General features: G+C 70.3%; 15 protein-coding genes. 10 read left to right on the forward strand and 5 right to left on the reverse strand.

Annotation, left to right across the window (positions count from 1 at the left end):
* Nucleotides 1–15 precede the first annotated feature (15 nt).
* From KY572_RS12710 to KY572_RS12730, 5 genes are all read left to right on the forward strand, one after another.
* Nucleotides 16–1,443 (forward strand): hypothetical protein, encoded by a 1,428-nt coding sequence (locus KY572_RS12710; RefSeq protein WP_224242845.1) that lies wholly within the window; start codon nt 16–18, stop codon nt 1,441–1,443.
* Nucleotides 1,440–2,267 carry a carboxypeptidase regulatory-like domain-containing protein gene (locus KY572_RS12715; RefSeq protein ID WP_224242846.1) on the forward strand — a complete coding sequence of 276 codons (828 nt, stop codon included), beginning with the start codon at nt 1,440–1,442 and terminating at the stop codon, nt 2,265–2,267. The genes KY572_RS12710 and KY572_RS12715 overlap by 4 nt, the downstream gene beginning before the upstream one ends.
* Nucleotides 2,268–2,270: 3 nt before the next feature.
* Nucleotides 2,271–4,211 (forward strand): hypothetical protein, encoded by a 1,941-nt coding sequence (locus KY572_RS12720; protein ID WP_224242847.1) that lies wholly within the window; start codon nt 2,271–2,273, stop codon nt 4,209–4,211.
* Between the two features lie 23 nt (nt 4,212–4,234).
* Nucleotides 4,235–5,980, forward strand: coding sequence for a protein kinase domain-containing protein (locus tag KY572_RS12725; RefSeq protein ID WP_224242848.1), 1,746 nt, complete (start codon nt 4,235–4,237; stop codon nt 5,978–5,980).
* A 126-nt stretch (nt 5,981–6,106) separates the two neighbouring features.
* Entirely contained in the window at nt 6,107–6,673 is a 567-nt protein-coding gene (locus KY572_RS12730; protein WP_224242906.1) for an acyltransferase, read from the forward strand.
* Nucleotides 6,674–6,736: 63 nt separating this feature from the next.
* On the opposite strand, the gene KY572_RS12735 is transcribed toward KY572_RS12730, so the two are convergent.
* Nucleotides 6,737–8,101, reverse strand: coding sequence for a hypothetical protein (locus tag KY572_RS12735; protein ID WP_224242849.1), 1,365 nt, complete (start codon nt 8,099–8,101; stop codon nt 6,737–6,739).
* 292 nt (nt 8,102–8,393) lie between these two features.
* Complete coding sequence (locus tag KY572_RS12740; RefSeq protein ID WP_224242850.1) at nt 8,394–8,705, reverse strand: hypothetical protein; 312 nt, start codon at nt 8,703–8,705, stop codon at nt 8,394–8,396.
* 222 nt (nt 8,706–8,927) lie between these two features.
* Here KY572_RS12740 and KY572_RS12745 point away from each other — a divergent pair, with 222 nt between their 5' ends.
* Genes KY572_RS12745 through KY572_RS12755 form a run of 3 tightly spaced genes read left to right on the forward strand, consistent with a single transcriptional unit; the run spans nt 8,928 to nt 11,997 of the window.
* Entirely contained in the window at nt 8,928–9,872 is a 945-nt protein-coding gene (locus KY572_RS12745; protein ID WP_224242851.1) for a fatty acid desaturase family protein, read from the forward strand.
* Complete coding sequence (locus tag KY572_RS12750; protein ID WP_224242852.1) at nt 9,857–10,984, forward strand: ATP-grasp domain-containing protein; 1,128 nt, start codon at nt 9,857–9,859, stop codon at nt 10,982–10,984. Before KY572_RS12745 ends, KY572_RS12750 begins: the two co-directional genes overlap by 16 nt.
* A 23-nt stretch (nt 10,985–11,007) precedes the next feature.
* Complete coding sequence (locus KY572_RS12755) at nt 11,008–11,997, forward strand: NAD(P)H-quinone oxidoreductase (protein WP_224242853.1); 990 nt, start codon at nt 11,008–11,010, stop codon at nt 11,995–11,997.
* A gap of 15 nt (nt 11,998–12,012) precedes the next feature.
* Here the strand turns inward: KY572_RS12755 and KY572_RS12760 are convergent, their stop codons facing one another.
* The gene (locus KY572_RS12760; protein ID WP_224242854.1) at nt 12,013–12,480 is read right to left on the reverse strand and encodes an allene oxide cyclase family protein; all 468 of its coding nucleotides are present in this window, start codon (nt 12,478–12,480) and stop codon (nt 12,013–12,015) included.
* Between the two features lie 125 nt (nt 12,481–12,605).
* On the opposite strand from KY572_RS12760, the gene KY572_RS12765 reads away from it, so the two are divergent.
* Complete coding sequence (locus KY572_RS12765) at nt 12,606–13,643, forward strand: agmatinase family protein (protein ID WP_224242855.1); 1,038 nt, start codon at nt 12,606–12,608, stop codon at nt 13,641–13,643.
* Nucleotides 13,644–13,731: 88 nt separating this feature from the next.
* On the opposite strand, the gene KY572_RS12770 is transcribed toward KY572_RS12765, so the two are convergent.
* The gene (locus KY572_RS12770) at nt 13,732–14,058 is read right to left on the reverse strand and encodes a sensor histidine kinase (protein WP_224242856.1); all 327 of its coding nucleotides are present in this window, start codon (nt 14,056–14,058) and stop codon (nt 13,732–13,734) included.
* A 307-nt stretch (nt 14,059–14,365) separates the two neighbouring features.
* Nucleotides 14,366–15,388: an ATP-binding response regulator gene (locus KY572_RS12775; RefSeq protein WP_224242857.1), complete on the reverse strand. Its 1,023-nt coding sequence runs from the start codon at nt 15,386–15,388 to the stop codon at nt 14,366–14,368.
* Nucleotides 15,389–15,556: 168 nt separating this feature from the next.
* Between KY572_RS12775 and KY572_RS12780 the strand changes: the two genes are divergently transcribed.
* Nucleotides 15,557–16,888 (forward strand): trypsin-like peptidase domain-containing protein, encoded by a 1,332-nt coding sequence (locus tag KY572_RS12780; protein WP_224242858.1) that lies wholly within the window; start codon nt 15,557–15,559, stop codon nt 16,886–16,888.

Here is a 16,888-nt window from a genome sequence, read left to right on the forward strand (position 1 = left end):
GCGACTCTCACTCTCTTGGTCCTGACTCTGACGGGTCAGGCTGTCGCGCTGCGCTCCGACAAGCCCTTCGTCACCTCCGAGGACAGCGCGCAGGTCGAGGTCAGCGTGCTCGATGACTCGGGCCGCCCGCTGCGAGACGCGCAGGTGTCGCTCACCGTCAACATCGGCTCCCTCACTGAGCCCGTCCCCTCCCAGGACGGCACGTTCACCGCCACCTACAAGCCGCCCTCCCAGGAGGGCCCCCAGGTCGCCCTGCTCCATGCGACGGTGCGGCAGGGAGCACGGAGCTCCGGGGCCTGGCTCGCCCTGCCCGTCCATGGGTCCCACCGCCTGCGAGTCCAGGCTCCGCCTCGAGCGCGCGTGCGGGTGTCGATCGGCGCTGCCTCCTATGGGCCCGTGACGGCCTCGGCCAGCGGCGAGGCCCTGCTCCCCGTGAAGCTTCCCCCCGGCGCAGAGAGCGCGCAGGTGACGATCACCGACCGCGCGGGAAAGAGCCGCACGCAGACGGTGCCCCTGCCCGCGCCCAGGTTCGCTCGCGTCCAGCTCGTGGCGCTGGAGCCTCCCGTCCAGGGCAGGACCGTCCGGCTGCAGGGGTTCGTCGTGGATGACAGCGGCAACCCGGCCGTGGCCCTCCCTGCGCTCACCGTGAGCGCGGAGCAGGGCTCGCTGGGCCCCATCGAGCCGAAGGAGGGCGGCGTCTTCGAGCTCCCCTACACCGCCTCCACGAGCAGCTCGGCGCCGGTGACGATCTCCGCCTCACCGCTCGAAGAGGCCGAGCGCTCGGCCTCGCTCCAGGTCGAGCCGCTCCCGGCCGCTGCCGGCACGGCGACGGATCCGCGAGCGACGACCCAGGATCCCGCGGTGGCCTCCTCGGGAGCGACTACACCTGAGTCGCAGCGGATGCCGTGGCAGCGCACGCTCGGCGCCTTCTTTTTCGCGCACACCAACACCGCCGCGGCGAACGGGTTCGGGCTCCAGGCGCAGGGCGCGCTCCGGCTCGGCACGCTGCCGCTGGAGGGCCTGGCGCTGCTCGAGCTTCGAGGCAATGGGGACGTGAGTGAGACCATCGGCCGGGACGGGCCCAATCCGGTGACCAAGACGTTCAGCCTCGACGGCCTGGGCCTCCGGCTCGGCGCGCGCTGGAGCCACCCGTTCCTGGCTCGGGGCGTGCTCTTCGCGGATGCGAGCCTGGGCTTCCTGGCCATGGGCGGAGAGGTGCTCCTGAAAGACCTCCAGGAGAACGAGCGGAGGGAGGATGTCCGCTCGGTGGGGCCCTCCGCCTCCGTGGGCGGCGGCCTCGCGTGGCCCCTGGGTCCAGGCAGCCTGTGCGGCCAGCTCCACTGGGCCTACGCACCGGGACGCGGGCTCGTGAGCGGAAACCTGGGTGGGTTGTCGTTCGGCGTGGGCTATCAGCTCTCCTTCGGTGGGAGGACACGTCCATGAGCCGGTGCGCGATGGCGCTCCTGGTCGCGCTCCTGGGCGGCGTCGCCGTGGCGGCTCCTCCCTCGCCCGAGGCTTCCGGGACGGTGTGGATCACCCTGCGGCCGCAGAGCTCCCTTCCCTTGAAGAGCCCGCGCGTCCAGGTCGGCGGCAAGGACGCCGTCGCCTCGGGCGGAGCGTTCCGCGTGGACGGGCTCGCCTCCGGTCCGGTGGTCCTCACCGCCTCGGCCGAGGGCTATCAGCCCGTGGAGCGCAAGGTGCTCGTTCCCGCGGGAGGCCAGGCCAGCGTCTTCCTGCCGCTCGAGCGCATCCCTGGCCCTGGCACCGTGAAGGGGCGCGTCCTCCAAGAGCAGGGCCGTGAGGGGACGAAGGTCCCGCTCGCCGACGTCGAGGTGCAGCTCGGCGGCAAGGTGGTGGCCCGGAGCGATGCGGAGGGCGTGTTCGTGGTAGCCGAGGCCGGCCCTGGTCCCGTCACGCTCAAGCTCGCCGGCGCCGGAGTCCGTCCCCAGGAGGAGGTGGTGGTCGTCCCCTCCCACGGCGAGGCCTCCGTCGAGGTCGTCCTGCAGAAGGGCGAGGAGATCCGCGCCTGGATGCGAGGACGCGTGCGCTCCACCCAGGGCCGCCCCGTCGTGGCCACCCTGCGGATCGCGGAGGCTCGCATCAAGGCCCGCACCCGCCCGTCGGGAGACTTCGAGTTCCGCCTGCCCGCGGGCCGCTACCACGTGACCTTCGAGGCGCGAGGCTATGTCCCGCAGACGAAGGTCGTCGACGTGGCCGCCGGAGATCAGGCGCTGTTCTACGTGGATCTGTCGCCCCTGGAGAACTGAGCCGTGCGTGCCCTGTCCCTCACGCTCCCGCTGTTCCTGCTCCTCTGGGGATGCGAGGGGTGTGACCCGAAGCAGCCCGCCACGCCCGACGCCTCCGCGGTCGCGCAGCTGGCGACGCTCACCCAGCTCCAGGGCCAGGTGACGGTGCTGCGAGACGCGGCCTCCCGCCCGGCTCGCGCGGACGAGCCGCTCTACCCTGGCGAGACCGTGCAGACCGGGCCTGGGAGCTCGGCGCGCGTGCGGTACGTCAACGGCGCGGAGGTGGAGGTGGCCGAGAACAGCCGCTTCCGCGTGAACGGCGCTCCCGGTGCGCTCTCCCTCGAGCTGGAGGAGGGGCGGATCATCTCGAGCTCCGCCCAGGCCACCGGGGGCAGCGGGCTCACCATCACGGGCCGCTTCGGCCGGGCGGAGATGGTGACCGCCGCGGAGATGGTGTTCGACCTGCGCGAGAAGGATCCCAAGCTGACGCTCCAGTACGGAGAGATCCGCGTGATCGGCCCGGACGGACAGGCAGTCCCCGTCGTGGCGGGCGAGGAGCTCTCACTCTCGCTCAGCAAGCCCTCGCAGCCCCCCACGTCCGCGCCCGTCGTTGTCGCCGAGGAGATCGTCTTCACCCTCAAGCCCCAGGGCGGCAAGGCCCGCGTGCGGGGCGCGCAGGATGCCGCCTTCACTGACGTCTCCCCGGACCAGAGCCGCGAGCTCGGCCGCGGCGCGGCGTTCGAGATCCCCGCGAATGCCAGCGCGCGCCTGTCCTCCAGCGCGCTGAAGGTGAGCCTCTCCGGAGACACCGCCGGGACGATCACCGAGGCCTCCCGCCAGGGCGACCAGAGCGCCTACGCCCTGCAGCTCAGCCGCGGCAGGGCGCGGCTCCAGTTCGCCGCCGGCAAGCACTCCCTGAAGCTGACCGACGGCCGAGGCGAGGTCGAGCTCAAGGTCTCCGAGCAGAGCACGGTCTCCGTGAGCAATCCCCAGGCGGGCGCCACCCTGACGGTCCTCACCGGGAAGGCGGAGCTGGTCGCCGACGGGAAGACCACGGTCCTCGGGGCGGGCGAGGCAGTGCAGCGCTCCTCCGCGTCACCCCAGGCCGCGCGAGACGCAGCCCCCGCGCTGGTGCTTCCGCCCGATGCGAAGGCGGCGCGGGTGTTCACCGACGGGCTGCCAGGCGCGGGCATCCAGGTCCCCTCCTCTTCCGGAAGCCCGCTGCGGGTGGAGGTGGCGGATGAGCCCTCCTTCCGCGAGCCCCTGCTCGCCGGCCGCGTGGGCGAGGACTGGGTGCGCGTCGATCCACCCACCCGGGGAGAGCTCCACTGGCGCTTCCTCGGCGAGGACGGGAGCGTGCGCACGCAGGGCTCGGCCCGCTTCCAGCCAGATCGCGGCCGCTCCTCGCTGGCCGGCCAGAGTCCCAAGGCCGAGGTGCTCGAGACGGGCCTCAAGGCCACGGTGTACTTCCAGAGCGCGGTGCCCTCGCTGCGCTTCAGCTTCGAGCCCCGCTCCGGCGCGCGCTCCTACCAGCTGCGCATCTACCGGGCCTCGGACGTGAAGAAGCCGCTCCTCCAGCGGGTGACGAAGGAGAACCAGTACAACCTGGAGCCCGGCGCGCTCGGAGAGGGCAGCTACCTCTGGTACGTGGCGGCCCTGGGCCCGGGCGGCGACGAGCTCGCCGGTGGCCGCATGAACAAGCTCGACCTGGTGTACGACAATGAGCGCAGGGGGCTGGCCCTCAGCCGTCCCCGTCCCGGCGAGCGCCTGGGGCGCGGCGACGTGCCCGTGGAGGGTGTGGTCCCTCTGGGCTCCCGGCTCTTCGTCAACGGGAAGGCCGTGACACTGGATGGCAAGGGGCGCTTCTCCCAGCGTGTGCCCGCCACCCCCGTCCTGGTGTTCCGTCTCGTCTCGGGTCAAGGCGAGGCATACTGGGTCCGTACGCTCCGGAGCGACCGGCCATGACGTCCTCACCCGCGGTGGTTTCCATGACCCGCTCCCTCACGACACCCCGCCGCTTCGGCAAGTACATCCTCATCCGCAAGCTCGCCGAGGGCGGCATGGCGGAGATCTACCTCGCCAAGCAGATCGGCGCGGAGGGCTTCGAGCGGGACGTGGTGATCAAGTGCATGCTCGATCACATCACCCAGTATCGGGAGTTCGTCTCGATGTTCCTGGATGAGGCGCGGCTCGCGGCGCGGCTGCACCATCCGAACATCGTCCAGATCACCGACCTGGGTGTGGCCGACGATCGGTACTTCATCTGCATGGAGTACCTGGCCGGCGAGGACCTGGACGCGGTGATCGCCGCCTCCCACTACAAGGGGCAGGCCGTCCCCATCCCGATCGCCGCCCGCATCATGCTCTCGACGCTCGAGGGCCTGGAGTTCGCCCACAAGTACGAGGAAGAGGGCCAGCCCACGGGGCTCGTCCACCGCGACATCTCCCCGTCGAACATCTTCGTCACCTACCAGGGCACGGTGAAGGTGCTCGACTTCGGCATCGCCAAGGCCTCGTCGCGGATGACGCAGACGCAGCCCGGGCTGCTCAAGGGCAAGTGGGGCTACATGTCCCCGGAGCAGGCCCGGGGCGAGCCCATCGATGCCCGCAGCGATCTGTTCTCGCTGGGCGTCACCTTCCACGAGCTGCTCACCGCCCGCCGCGTCTTCGAGCGCGACACCGAGATCGGCGTGCTGCTGGCGCTGATGGACCAGCCCATCCCTCCGCCGAGCGCCCACCGCCCGGAGATCCCCCCGGAGCTCGATCGGATCGTCATGCGGGCGCTGGAGCGGCGCCGGGATGATCGCTACGCGAGCGCCTCCGAGATGCGGGCCGAGCTGGAGGAAGTGCTCCGGGGCACCTCGTCGATCCCGGGCATGTCCCAGCTCGCCCAGTACATGCAGGGGCTGTTCGGTGCGGCGGACGTGGAGCGGAAGACGAAGATCCCTCCCCTCTCCCAGCTCGGAGTCCACACCCTGCTCCAGCGGCAGGAGGATCCCGTCGGCTTCGAGAAGACGATGGTGCGGCCCTCGGATCCCGGTGGGATCCCCGCCGTCGCTCAGCAGGGAACCGGCGTCGTCTCCGCGGTCGCACCGGCCGCCCTCCATCCCGTCCCGCAGGTGCCCGCCGCGCCCGTGCCCGCGAGCCCTCCGCCCGCGCGCAGCGCCGGCCTGTCCATGGCCATCGGAGCGCTGGGAGCCGTGGCGCTGCTGGCGCTGGGCGGAGGCGCGGTCTGGTACTTCATGCCTCGGACGGAGCAGCCCGCTCCCGTCGTCATGGCGCCCCAGCCCGTGGCCCCTCCAGCTCCCGTGGCGGCGACACCTCCCGCGCCCACTCCACCCGCTCCCGCTCCCGCGCCCGCGCCTCCCGAGCCTCCGGCGCCCGTGGCGAGCCCCGAGAAGCCCCCCGAGCCGACGACGAAGGTGGAGTCACCGCCTGCCCGTCCTTCCCGGCTGACGGCCAAGGAGATCGCCGCCACGCTGCGCAAGCACTCGAGCAAGATGCTCGAGTGTGGCCAGCAGTTCCGCGCCGATGTCCCCAAGGGCCGCCAGGTGAAGCTCATGATGACGGTGAAGAACTCGGGCGAGGTGCGGGACGTCAGGGTGTCAGAGCCCGCAAACATCGCGCCAGCGCTGGCGAAGTGCCTGGAGGGCCGACTGAAGCAGGTCCGCTTCCCTCGCAACAACCATCAGCCCGAGCTGGTCATCGAGCAGCCGCTGCGGTTCAACGACTGACATGCGTCCGGGTGGAGTCCAACACGGGAAGTCCCTGGCATGTCGGCTTTGAGCCGAGTAAGTCACGACGCCGTGGATGACCTCGACGCCCTCCGTCGCGAGCAGCACAAGCAGCGGCTCTCCTGGATGCCGTGGCTCTACTTCTCGCTGAAGGCCCACCACCGTGAGTGGGCCGAGGAGTGGCAGCGCGAGGTGCAGGCGCGCTTCATGGAGCTGGAGACCGTCCAGATCGCCGAGGGCTGCTTCGTCTCGCCCCAGGCCCGCCTGTTCGCCGAGCCCGGACGCACGCTCGTCATCGGTCCCGGCTCAAGCATCGCGTCCGACGCCTTCGTCCATGGACCGATCGTCCTGGGGCGGGACGTGAGCATCAACGCGCGAGCCAGCCTGGACGGAGGCGCCGCGGGCATCCACATCGGAGACGGCACGCGCATCGCGACGGGTGCCACGCTCTACGCGTTCAACCACGGCCTGAACCCGGACCGGGAGCTGCGCGATCAGCCCGTGACGTCACGAGGCATCCGCGTGGGCGAGGACGTGTGGATCGGCGCCAACGCGGGGGTGACGGACGGCGTCACCATCGGGGCCCACGCCGTCATCGCCATGGGCGCGGTCGTCACGAAGGACGTCCCCGAGTGGGGCATCGTCGCGGGAGTGCCCGCGAGGCTCATCGGCGACCGGCGCGAGCGGCGCTGAAGACAACGGGGGCATGCCCCCCCGCGGGACATGCCCCCTTCACTGCTCACCTCGGCGAGCCGCTCACCAGCGGGCCGTGCTCGTGCGGTCCGTGGGGCTGGGGTTGCGGCAGAGCGGCAGCCCGGTGACCGTGAACGGAGTCGTCGCCGCGCCCAGCGCGTTGGCCACGGAGGCCTGGATGGAGAGCTCCGTCCCCCGCGGCAGGCACCGGGGAGCCGTCCACAGCGCCTGGCTCGTGGAGTTGTTCTTCTCGATCTCCTCGATGGTCCCCACATTCGCGGTCCAGGAGTACGCCAGCAGGCCACCCATCGGATCCTGGGCGCTCACCGTGAAGGTGACCTTGCCGCCGGGAGCCACCGTGCCCGAGGACTGGGAGCTCTGGCTGATCTGCGGCAGCCCTTCCGAAGCCACCTCGGGGCCCACGCACATGGGGAACTTGCGGGTGGTGCTCTCACCGGAGCTGGCCGTGGCGACCAGGGTCACGTCGCAGCGCGTGCACGCGGCCATGGGGCCCTGAGGACCAGGGATGAACATCGCCGAGGACTTCTCCGGCTCGCGCCAGCTGCCCTTGCACTGCGCCGACCACTTGTAGACGAGCGTGCTCGGATCCTCGTCCGCCACGATGGCGGAGACCGGCAGGGGCTGCCCCAGCATGAGCGTGGGGGGCACGGGGGCGGCCGAGACCACCTGCGGCGCATGGTTGAAGGAGACCATCGCGGGCAGGCCGTGCGAGTGCTCGACGGCCAGGGTGAAGCTGGCGGAGGTGGTGAGGCCCTCCGCGCCCGTGGCCGTGAAGGAGAAGGTGACGGGGCCCGGCTGGGCGGGAGCCACCCACGTGGTGGAGGCGCTCGTCGAAGCGGTCAGGCTGCCGGCCGAGGCCGTCCACTCGAAGGTGAGCGGACTGCCAGGCGTTCCACTGGTGACCGACGCCTGGAGCGAGAGGGTACCGCCCGGCTTCACCGCGTCCGCGGAGGAGAGGATGGCCGCGAGGCGCGGGCTCCTTGCGACGGCCGTGGGCTGGATGCTGCTCTTCTGCATCGCGAGCGCCGCCAGCGTCCGCTGGGTGTTCGAGAAGCCCAGGTCCGTGGCCCCGGCGGTGAAGATCACGTTGCCCTCGGCATCGACGGCCTCGGCGGACAGGGTGTTCCCCTTGCCGACGGGGAGCCCTTGAATCACGCCCTGCCACTGAGTGCCCATGCGGGTCAGCGTCTCGGTGCGCGCCGCCAGCTCGGGGCCGGACAGGGTGACCTTGATCCCGGCGACCTCCGTCGGCGGCTCGGTCTGCAGCAGCGAGGCGAGGATCTGCACGGAGCCATCGAGCCTGGGAAGGCCCGCGGGCGCCGCGCTGGAGGACTTGCGAACCATCAGGATCGCGACGACTCCCACCACGATGCCCAACATCACTTTGATCAGGATCGGCTTGCTCATAAGCGGCCCCCACGAGAGAGGGACGTGTCCCTGGAAGGGAGAGGCCGCCCGATGGGGCGCCTCATCACGTCCGAGCAGGGCCACTGCAACGTGGGGGCCAGCCTGGCGCCGCTCTCATCCCCAGGCACGAGGGGCTCGTCTGGTAGCTGGCGAGCGCAAACTCTGCGGCACGATGAGGCGATGCGGTCAGGACTTGCGTGTCGTCATGGGCGGGCCGCGCTGAGCATCAAAAAACACGGGCGCCGCTCCCCCCGCGGGAACGGCGCCCGGAACCGCCGTGGACTTCAGCGGCTCAGCAGTTGTCGGCGATCAGATCCAGACAGGCATCCACCGCGCGCTCGAGGGTGCAGTTGGTGAAGTGACAGGTCGCCCCGCCGCCATTCGGGTTGTTGCAGTAGTCGAGCACCACCCAGCACCCGGGAGCGACAGCCCCGCTGGCGTTCGGCTCCGCCTCACGGAAGGAGGCCACGCCCGTCTCACTCACCAGACCTTCCTGAACGGTGACAGGGTTCCCCTTCGGGTCCGTGGTGGTCACCGAGTTGTCCTCGACGCCACAGCCAGTGAGGGAGAGCGCCAGGGCCATACCGAACAGGATCTTCTTCATGAGGGAATGCTCCGTGTAGGCAAGGGTGAGCGACGGACTGCCTGACGCATCCAACGAAGGGATTCACGTCGTCCGCGCCGGCAGACACAGGTTAAATCTCACTATCCTGACTTACTGTCAATACGGAATTAGCCGTCATTGTCGGAATTGCGCTCTGCTCCGGTAATGGGGGTTTTCGTCCTGGCAAACCTGGAGCGTGAGGCTGGGAGATACTGGAGGGCCATGAGCAGCGCGCAGCGAGACTTCCGCCGCATCCCCCACCGCCTCAACACGCTCCTGACGCTCGGCATCGTCGCGGCGCTGGTGGGGCTGCTCTTCGTGGGGGCCCGCGTGGAGAGCGGCTGGGCCCTGGCGCTGTGCGTGGTGGCGTTCGCCCTGCTCTTCCAGACGCAGTTCGCCCTGCTCCACGAGGCCTCGCACCTGAAGCTGCATCCGGATCCGACGTGGAACCGCTGGCTGGGAGTGCTCTGCGGGCTGCTGTTCCCCATCTCCGCGTCGATGCTCTCCATCACCCACTGGAGCCATCACCTGAAGAACCGCAGCGATCAGGAGATGTTCGATCTGTACTACCCGCACCAGTCCCGGCTGGGCCGCACGATCGCCTGGTACCTGATGCTGGTGGGGTTCTGGTACTGGATCATCCCGCCCTTCCTGCTGCTGCTGCTGGTGGCGCCGGGGGTGTTCCGCCGCATGTCCGAGCGGCTCCACATCGCCGAGGCCATCTTCCGCCACGAGACGATCACCGTCGGCCGCATCCGCGCGGAGCTGCTCCTGTGCGTGCTGGCGATCAGCGGCGTGTGCGTGCTGTCCGGGCTGTCCGGGGCGAGGCTCGTGCTCTTCTATGCCGTGGCGGCGGCGATCTGGTCCGGCACCAACTACCTGGAGCACTCGTACTCACCGCGGGACGTGCTCTCGGGAGCCTTCAACCTGCAGGCGCCCTGGCCGTATGGCTGGCTCAACCTGCACCGCGAGCTGGACCTGAACCACCACCACTACCCGGACGTGTCGTGGATCCACCTGCCCGCGCTCTCGCCGCCGGGTGAGCAGCGCCGCTCCTACCTCCTCCACTATGCCCGGCAGTGGGCCACCGGTCCGATGCTCACCCACGAGCCCGGTCCGGAGCCGCTGAAGGACATTCCCCGCCAGTACCCGTGCGCCTCCTCCTGACCGGAGCCCGTGGCCTCCCCGCGCTCATCGCGGCGCGCCAGCTCCACCGAGCCGGCCACGACGTGCTCGTCTGCGACACCTTCCCGACTCACGCCACCCGGCACTCGCGCGAGATCGAGCGCTCGTTCCAGGTGCCCGCGCCGCGCTTCGAGGAGGAGGCGTTCATCCAGCGCCTGCTCGCGCTCATCGAGGAGCACCGGATCGATGTGCTGATGCCCACGGGCGAGGAGATCCTCTATGTGGCGCGGCATCGGGAGCGGCTGCGGGCGCGCTGCGAGGTGGTGGCGGATACGTTCGAGCAGCTCGCGGCCCTGCATGACAAATGGGCGTTCAACCAGCGTGTCGCGGCTCGGGGCCTGCCGGCGCCGAGGACGTGGCGGCTGGAGGGGCCCGGGCACCTGGAGGCGCTCCTGCGCGAGCACGCTCGGCTCATCGTCAAGCCCGCCTTCTCGCGCTTCGGGCAGAAGACGCGCCTGATGGAGGCGGGAGCGCCCCTCTCCGGACTCGACTGCTCGCGGACGCTGCTGGCGCAGCAGTTCATCGAGGGCACCGAGCTGTGCTCCTCCAGCATCGTCTGGGAGGGAGCGCTGCTGGCCCACGTCTGCTACCGACCGCGGTACCGGTTCCCGTCGGGGCCGGGCTACTACTACGAGCCGCTGGGTCATCCGGGCGTGCGCGAGTGGCTCCTGCGCTTTCTCGAGGGCACCCGGTTCACGGGCAGCCTCGGGTTCGACTTCATCCAGACGGCGGGCGGCGAGCTGTATGCGCTCGAGTGCAACCCCCGGATGACGAGCGGCTTCCTCCTGTTCCCGGAGGATGGGCGGCTGGGACGAGCGCTGCTCGGGCAGGCCATCGCCGAGCCCGACCTGGAGACCCCGGCGATGGTCGGGTTCCCCATGCTGGCCGGAGCGCTTCCACGCATCCGCTCGTGGAAGGAGCTGCGGGAGTGGTGGCGAGCGTTCGGCGCCGCACGGGATGCGCTCTGGAGACGGGAGGACCTCAAGCCTTTCTGGTATCAGCTCGCGGCGTTCCCCCACCTGCTCCAGCTCTCCCGGCGCCATGGACTGGCAATGGGCGAGGCGACGACGCATTACACGGAGTGGAACGGCTGAGCCCATCGAACGGCGAGGTTCCCATGCACGTCTTCCGCACCACCGGCACTGGCGGTCCCGAGGTCCTCTCCTTCGACGAGCGCCCGGATCTCACTCCTGGCCCCTCGGAGCTGCTCGTCCGCGTGCGCGCCACCGCCCTCAACCGGGCGGACCTGATCCAGCTCAAGGGGCAGTACGCCCCGCCGCCGGATGCGCCGCCGGACATCCCGGGCCTTGAGTACGCGGGCGAGGTGCTCGCGGTGGGCCCGAAGGTGCGGCGCTTCCGGCCCGGGGACCGGGTGATGGGGCTGGTCGGAGGTGGCGCGTGGGCCGAGCAGCTCACCGTCCACGAGCGCGAGGCCCTGCCCATGCCCGAGGGCATGGACTTCACGGACGCCGCCGCGCTGCCCGAGGTGTACCTCACCGCGTTCGACGCGCTGGTGCTCCAGGGAGGGATGCGGCCCGGAGAGACGGTGCTGGTGCATGCGGTGGCCAGCGGCGTGGGCTCGGCGGCGGCGCTGCTGTGCCGGGCCACGGGCGTGCGTGTGGTGGGAACGGGGCGCAACGCCACGAAGCTGGAGCGGGCGCACGAGTGGGGGGTGGAGCGCACGGTGCTCGTGGATGGCACGCCCCCGCGCTTCGCCGAGGCGGTGCGGGAGGCCACGGGCGGCCGAGGCGCGGACCTCGCGCTGGACCTGGTGGGCGGGGACTATGTCCCGGAGACGCTGGAGGCGCTCGCGCCCCAGGGCCGGGTGATGCTCGTGGGGCTGGTGGCGGGCAACAAGGCCCAGATCAACCTGGGTACCCTGCTGGTGAAGCGGCTGCGCATGACGGGCACGGTGCTGCGCAGCCGTGCACTGGAGGAGAAGATCGCCCTGGCCCAGGCGGCGGAGCGGCACCTGCTCCCGCTGTTCCGCTCGGGCGCCCTGAAGCCCGTCATCGACGCCGTGGTGCCCATGAAGGACATCCGCGGCGCGCTCACGCGGATGGCCAGCAACGAGACGGTGGGAAAGGTCGTCCTGCGCTGGGACTGAGCCAGGGGCCCCGGCTCAAGGGTCCAGCAGGACCTGATAGATGAAGTCGAACTCCGTGCCCTGCGGGTTCCGGAACTCGAGCTGCATCTGCCCACGGGCGCCGTTGAACGCCTTCGTGCCGCCCGTGATGGCCAGCGTGGAGCCCTTCGCATCGTAGAAGGGCCCCTCCACCGTGAGCTGTCCCTCCTCGAGGAAGGTCGTCCAGAAGCACTCGTAGGCCTGCCCCACCACTACGCGGATGCAGTAGCCCTGGTTGGTCCCCACCTGCCGCGTGTTGCCCTCGTCGAACACCGGGTTGGCGAACGTCAGGATGTCCCCCACCGAGTCTCCCGCGGGCGCGTTGTCCGTGGTCGCATCCGTGTCCGCGTGCTCGACGACGCGGATCGTCCGGATGACGGGCGCCGGCTCCTCGTCGTCTCCGCAGCCCACCAGCGCCGCGCCCAGCACGAGCCCGACTCCAATCCGCTTCAGCACCTCTCGCATGTGGCTTCCCCCTCTGCTGCCCGCTCCGCGCGGGGCGGCCACTGTAGCAACTCGGCGGTTGCTCGTCCGAGCGCTCAGCGAAGGCCCTTGCCTCACACGCCCGGGTCCATATCCTGCGCCGCGCCATGGCTACCCACTTCGATCCCAGCGCTGCCGCCTCCCCCGACTCCGGCATCTTCGGCCTGCCCCACTCGCCCGAGGAGGCCCACGTCGTCATCGTCCCCGTCCCCTTCGAGGCCACCACCAGCTATGGCGGCGGCACCTCCGAGGGCCCCGGCGCTGTCCTCCACGCCAGCCGCCAGGTGGACCTCTTCGACGTGGAGACCGGTCGCGTCTACGAGCGCGGCATCGCCATGCTCCCCGAGTCCGAGGACCTGCGAGCCTGGAACACCCGCGCCAAGGAGCGCGCCCAGCTCGTCATCGAGGCCGGTGGCGTCCACCCCGGCCAGCCCGAGCTCCAGGCCGCCGCCGATGAGGTCAACGCGCTCTGCCAGAAGATGAATGACGTCGTCTACCGCACCACGAAGCACTGGCTCGACCAGGGCAAGCGCGTGGGCGCCGTGGGCGGAGACCACTCCATCTCCTACGGCATCATCCAGGCCCATGCCGAGAAGTACCCCGGCCTCGGCGTCCTCCACCTCGACGCGCACGCCGACCTGCGCAACGCCTACGAGGGCTTCACCTGGTCCCACGCCTCCATCATGTACAACGTGGTGCAGCGGCTGCCCGGCGTGAAGTCGCTCGTCCAGGTGGCCATCCGCGACATGAGCGAGGAGGAGCATCAGCTCATCCAGAACTCCACCGGCCGCGTCCGCGCCTACTTCGACTCCACGCTCCAGCAGAAGCACTTCGACGGCGTGCCCTGGAACCGGCAGGTGGATGAGATCGTCTCCGACCTCCCCGAGCACGTGTACCTGTCCTTCGACATCGATGGGCTGGATCCCGTCCTCTGCCCGCACACCGGCACGCCCGTGCCCGGCGGCCTCTCCTTCCCGCAGGCCACCGCCCTCATCTCCGGCGTCGTCCGCTCCGGGCGCACCATTGTCGGCTTCGATCTGACAGAGGTCGCCCCCGACCCCGATGGCGGCGAGTGGGATGGCAACGTGGGCGCCCGGCTGCTCTACAAGATGATCGGCTGGATGCTGAAGTCCCAGCGCGCCTGAGAGGTACCCGGGTCGGGCCAGAGCGCCAGCAACTGGTATGCTTGTCATACCAGTTCGCAACCAGTCCGGCCGACAGGCGGGGGCCGGCCTACGAGGCTCCGTCCTTCGCCTTCACGAAGGGGCGCGAGTCCAGCGGGAGCTCCAGGGTGGAGGTCGTCCCCGCTCCCGCCGAGCTGATGACGTAGATGTGGCCTCCGTGCGCCTCGGCCATGCTCCTCACCGTCATCAGGCCGATTCCCCACCCGTGCTGCCCGCTCTGCTCGGCGGCCATGCTGCGGTGATACGGGCGGAAGAGCGCCTCCACATCCAAGGCCGGGAGTGGCTCGCCCTGATTGTGGACTGATTGCCATCCACCTCGCCCTGGGCGTCGCGAGTCGCATGCGTCCGGGATGCCCTGCGAGACGAACTCGGGCATCGCCTCACGCGCGGGCAGGCCCGGGTGTCACGGCCGAACAGCCGCAAGCTCGCCGCGCTCGTGAACTCGATGACGTGATCGGGCCCGCGGTAGATGGTGACGAAGGCAGGCGCCTGCCGGAAGAGCGCTTGAAGCCTGCTGCGCTAAGACTCCGCCTCCTCCCGACGGCCCGTCTCCCTTGCCAGCGCGACTTCCAGCTCACCAATCCGATCGTTCAGCCTCTTGCGCTCGTCTTCCTCGATGTTCCCCACGCCTTCATCCTCGTTGTCACCTCCAGCATCGGAGGCCTTCGACGCGAAGCGGCGAGCTACTGTCGCGGTAGCAGCAAGCTGAAGGTCGAGCCCTTCTCCAGTCGGGACTCCACCGACAGCGCGCCACCGTGCAGGCGCGCCAGCTCCGAGGCGATGTACAGCCCCAGCCCCGTCCCTCCATCCGTCTGCCGCGCCTGGAATGGCGTGAAGAGGCGCGGCAGCTCCTGGTCCGAGAATCCCGGGCCCTCGTCCCTCACCCGCACCGTCACCAGCGACTGGGAGGACGTCAGCTCCACGCGCACCTCGCCGCGCCCCTTCCCGTGGTGGACGGCGTTGGCCAGCAGCGCGTCGAACACCTGCCGGATGCGCTCGGGATCGAAGCGCAGCTCGACGGGCGCCCCGGGCACCGCCAGCCGGATGGGCACCTCCGGCGCCAGCGACTGCCAGGACTCCACCACCTGGCGCAGGTGCGGCGAGAGATCCTCCGCCACCGGCTGCAGCGCCACGCTCCCCGCCGCCAGCCTCGCCGCGTCCTGGAGGCTCCGCGTGAGGAACTCCATGGAGCGCAGCTGCGCCCCCAGCACGTCCAGCGTCTGCCGGTCCACCGCCGGAGCCGACTGCAGCCGCTGGAGCTGCTCGCGCGCCGTCGCCAGCGGCCCCTGGAGCGTCTGCGACACCCAGTGGCCCAGCGCCTCCACCGGCGAGGCGTCCGGCGCCGGGCTCTTCTCCGGCGTCTTCTCGAGCGACTGACGGATGAGCGACTCGAAGTCGGTGATCTCGAACGGCTTGTGCAGGAAGGCCGAGGCCTCCGGGGCCCCCTGAGGCAGCACCGCGCTCAGGAGGATCACCGGCACATCCTTGAGGATCTCATCGCTCCGCAGCCGGCGGCACAGCTCCACGCCGCTCAGCCGAGGCATCACGTGGTCCGTCACCACCAGGTGCGGCCGCCGGGACCGAGCCAGCCCCAGCGCCTCCTCACCATCCCGCGCCTGGAGCACGTCGTGCCCCAGATCCTCGACGACCTGGCTCAGAACCTCGAGCACCGCAGGCTCATCGTCCGCCACCAGGACGAGACTCATTCCGCTACTCCTCAGAGGTCAGCGTGCGGGACTCCCACCCACCGCTGACCGACCTCTTGATCTATTAAAGGGCCACACATCGCTTCCAGCCGGGCGGGGAATGCTGCGTGGTTCCCGACAGTCCTGGCGTCGCTCGGTCGACACACCTGTGTCATAGGGAGGTAAGGAATGAGGGCCGCAGGTATGAAATGGTGGTTTCTGACGGGGCTGCTGCTGGCCTCCAGCGTCCAGGCGGACCTGGCGCGCCGCCGGGACGCCATCGTGGAGGTGGTCCAGAAGGTGTCTCCGGCCGTCGTCTATATCGGCACGGAGCAGGAGGTGGAGTCGCGCTTCCGCCGCGGCGGGCGCTCCTTCCTGGAGGACTTCTTCGGCGGCGGCCAGCAGGAGCGACGGCGGGTGCAGGGGCTCGGCAGCGGCGTCATCGTCGACGCGGCCGGCACCATCCTCACCAATGATCACGTCATCCGCGGCGCCTCCGCCATCCACGTCGTGCTCGCGGATGGACGCACGCTGGAGGCCGAGGTGCTCGGCAGCGACTCCACGAATGATCTGGCGGTGCTGCGGGTGAGCTCCAAGGAGCCGCTGCCCACCGCGAAGCTGGGCACGAGCGGCGATCTGATGATCGGCGAGACGGTGATCGCCATCGGCAGCCCGTTCGGTCTGTCCAAGACGGTGACGGCGGGCGTGGTGTCAGCCACCGGCCGCACGTTCCGCGCCGAGGATGGCACGGTCTACAACGACTTCGTCCAGACGGACGCGGCCATCAACCCCGGCAACTCGGGCGGCCCGCTGCTCAACGTGGACGGAGAGATCATCGGCATCAACACGGCCATCTTCGCCAGCGCCCAGGGCATCGGCTTCGCCATCCCCGCGGACAAGGTGCGGCGCATCGTCGAGGAGCTCACGCGCTTCGGGAAGGTCCGCCCCGCATGGGTGGGCATCGACGCGGTGGATCTGCCCAGCCACATCGCCGCGCAGCTCGGGTGGGATCGCTCGTACGGCGCCCTGGTGGCCGGCGTGGAGCCCGGCAGCCCGGCCGAGCAGGCGGGGGTCCGCCGGGGCGACGTGGTGGCCGAGATGGGCGGCTCCCGCATCTCGGACGCGGACGACTTCGACACCCGCGTGCGCGGCTATCCCGCGCGCTCCGCCTTCCCGCTCGTCCTCTTCCGGGAGGGGGGCCTGCGCACACTCCAGGTCACTCCGGTCGAGTTCCCTCCCCGACTCGTCGAGTCCCTGGCCTGGGAGCGACTAGGACTCAGAGTGAAGGAGGCCCGGGGCGCCATGGCCATCTCGGGCGTACGGCCTGGCTCGGCGGCGCAGGAGATCGGCCTGGAGCCGGGGGACGTCATCCTGAAGGTAAACAACCAGCCAGTCGCCAACTCGGATGCCTTCCGGGAGGCCCTTCTGACGGCGAGACGGGGACGTAGCGTATTGTTGCTCGTCCGCCGAGGCCGGTACGGGTACCACATCACCCTCCCGTTCCAGGGCCAACGCCTCTAG

It is taken from the genome of Hyalangium gracile (genome assembly GCF_020103725.1).
GTDB classification, from domain to species: Bacteria; Myxococcota; Myxococcia; order Myxococcales; family Myxococcaceae; genus Hyalangium; species Hyalangium gracile.